Origin of the sequence: Bradyrhizobium manausense (genome assembly GCF_001440035.1) — a bacterium.
In the GTDB taxonomy this organism is placed as follows: Bacteria; Pseudomonadota; Alphaproteobacteria; order Rhizobiales; family Xanthobacteraceae; genus Bradyrhizobium; species Bradyrhizobium manausense.
Genome location: NZ_LJYG01000020.1, coordinates 1 through 2,573 on the forward strand (window position 1 = coordinate 1; position 2,573 = coordinate 2,573).

3 protein-coding genes and 2 pseudogenes are annotated in these 2,573 nt (G+C 59.0%); 4 read left to right on the forward strand and 1 reads right to left on the reverse strand.

Annotated features, from left to right (window positions below; genetic code table 11):
• Nucleotides 1–343: helix-turn-helix domain-containing protein (locus tag AOQ71_RS04235; RefSeq protein ID WP_057742297.1), on the reverse strand; the 343-nt coding region annotated here is incomplete at its 3' end.
• A 443-nt stretch (nt 344–786) separates the two neighbouring features.
• Here AOQ71_RS04235 and AOQ71_RS49595 point away from each other — a divergent pair.
• The 4 genes and pseudogenes from AOQ71_RS49595 to AOQ71_RS49605 all read left to right on the forward strand — a co-directional run.
• On the forward strand, nt 787–978 hold the full coding sequence (locus AOQ71_RS49595) for a hypothetical protein (protein WP_157083361.1): 192 nt from the start codon (nt 787–789) through the stop codon (nt 976–978).
• A 91-nt stretch (nt 979–1,069) separates the two neighbouring features.
• Nucleotides 1,070–1,243: pseudogene (locus tag AOQ71_RS50545) on the forward strand (hypothetical protein); the annotation flags it as partial.
• A 615-nt stretch (nt 1,244–1,858) separates the two neighbouring features.
• Nucleotides 1,859–2,153, forward strand: a pseudogene (locus tag AOQ71_RS50130) (recombinase family protein); the annotation flags it as partial.
• A 226-nt stretch (nt 2,154–2,379) separates the two neighbouring features.
• Nucleotides 2,380–2,573 (forward strand): transposase family protein (locus AOQ71_RS49605; protein ID WP_283809568.1); only part of this gene is annotated, 194 nt, incomplete at its 3' end.

Sequence of the window (2,573 nt, forward strand, 5' to 3'; positions counted from 1 at the left end):
TTTTTTTGAAGCTGAGCCCCTCGGCGTGAACAAAAGTCCACACCGCCCGCACGTCTGTCTTGATCCCCCGTGCGGCCAGCTCCTGCGTCAGCTTGCGCAAGGTGAATGGCCCCGAGCGAATGCGTTTGCGCAGCCAGTCGGCGTTGGCATCCGACAGAACCCGCTTCTTGTGGCCGCCGATCTGGCCGGGCGCCAGGCCTCCGGTATCACGCCTTAGGTTCTTCCACTTCGTCACACACGAGGGGCTGATCTGTAGCGCCTTCGCGATCGAACGAACCGTCTCGCCCGCGTCAGCGCGAGCCAAGGCACGTTCACGGATGTCTTCCGAATAGGGGCGCGTCATCCATGCTGGCCTCCGCACTCCAGCTGGAGCTTGAATCAGAAATCGCCCGCTCTGGGAACCCCGATTCCAGTCAAAAACATCATGCTCTAGCATGTCAGATGTACGACATGAGGAGCGAGAGCGCAACAAGATGAATTCGCGGGNGGGTCGGCGGAGTTCTCTCGCCGACCCGTGACTGATGTGCTCACTGTGGAAGTCTAGCGGGATATGAACCTGGAAATACACTCAGTTCCCGAGACGAGAGTGGCGTTTATCGGCGGTGCCGGGCACTCCTATTCAATATGCATTGGTCCTACCGGCAGTACACTCTGCGCGCAATGTTCGTCAGAGCATCTTCCATGATCGATTGAAGGCGCTTTGGCGCGGTTATGACGGAGGCTGCCGGATGAGAGAGACCGGGTACTTTTGCCTGGACGGGAAAGCCCAGCAAATCGACTACTCATATGGCCGGCAAAACTGGTTCGAGATCGTTGGTGAAGAGTGTGGCCAACACAGCGCGGAACGTCGCGCTGTTCGATCAGAGTTGCTTCGTCAAGTACGTGGTCGCCGGCCGAGGTGCTTGTGCGGTTCTTAACCGGATCTGCGCCAACAACGTGGATGTACTGTTGGCAAGCTTGTCTACACGCAATGCCTGAACGAGCGGGGCGGCATAGAGGCGGACCGGTCACCGGCTGGCGTAAGAGTCGTACCTGTTCGTGACAGCGGCGATGTCACAGGCGCACGACTTCCACTTGGCTGCGACGCAACACTCCGGAAGGCGCACACTTGTTTATCCGGGACGTGACACCGGGCTTGCCTATGCTTGGTCTTATGGGTCCAAATGCGCGGCCGTTGCTTGAGCGTTTGTCAGGCTGCGACCTTTCGAATGCAGCCTTTCCGTTCGCGCCCATGGCGAGGTAGATCATCGCCTCAAAAGCTCTGTCTGTCTTGTCGCATCGCAACCCGCTTGAATTCCTTCAGCTTGCTGGCTCAAGAACGCCCACAAAACCGTTCTTCGCGAGGTTCTTTATTGATTTCATCCCTGGCTCGTCGCCGAGTTTGCGTTCATGGAACGGGTCGGGAAGGCTGATGATGTCGCTTTCCGCTGCTCTCTGCATAGCTCGCAATCGGATCGAGGGTTGGAGGTTCCAGCATGGATGTTCGGGCAGCAGTCCTGACGCCAAGGTTTAGCAGCTCAGCCGTTTGTTAGCAACGATGCACTTGCGGCGCTCTCTCCGCTTCTCGACCTGGCGTCGAAGGATCAACGCCGTCAACTGCCCTGCTTTCTGTCGCATCGAGAGCCTCTCACGACCAGAATCGGGGAGAGGCTCATGTCACGGCACACGGCGATGCCAGGGGGATAACCGACACAATCGACAACCCCGGCCGCAGCCGCAGATGGATCTGTTCGGGAGCGGCCTGCCGAACGGCGCCATCGCTGCCGGCGCAAGCCCGGGCGGTCCTCATGAACCTGATGACGCAGTTGATCCTAGACCATGCTGTGAGGACAGGAACGCTGTCCGAAGAACGTCGATCATGATCTCTGACAAGGTCAGGCCTCATCATCTGGAACGCGAGGCAATTCTTTAAATGCGTCAAATCCTCGGCCCATCACGTGTTGCACAATCGCGAGAGCGGCGCCCAGCAATACGCCATGCGAGACCGGCTGACGGCGGGTAGTCAGAGATTGAAGTGGTCGATGATGATCTCGGTCGTTCAGTCGCCGGCGGCATACAACGCGCTGGTTTTGAGCGAATGGTAGCGGAGGTTTGCCTTGGCAACGTTGGTGCGGTTTGCGCCCGCGAGGTCGCGCTTCGCCCGCAACAGCCGGTACTGACTGGGCGGCGGCGATCAAGGTGAGAACTCGCTCTCATCCTGTTTGGGTTCTTCCGCATATTTGGTGCAGGGTGCGGGATTCACGGACAGTTCGAATAAGGGCATAAGGTCGGAATCGCAGTCGACGCCCGTGATTCGCCTTGCTCCATACCTTCCGCTCGCTGATTTCCTCCGAGCTTTCGATTGTCAAGATTCTTCCCCAGACCGACGGGGTGGTGCTCGTGGCTCGGCCGAAGTCAGCGGTCTCACTCTGTCCCTGTTGCGGCTACCAGACGGGTCGCGTCCACAGCCACTACGTGCGACGCTTAGCCGATCTTCCGTGGCAGGGGCGGGTTGTCGAAATCCGGCTTCACGCGCGACGGTTTCGATGCGCGAATCCGCAATGCCCGCGTCGGATATTCACCGAGCGGCTACC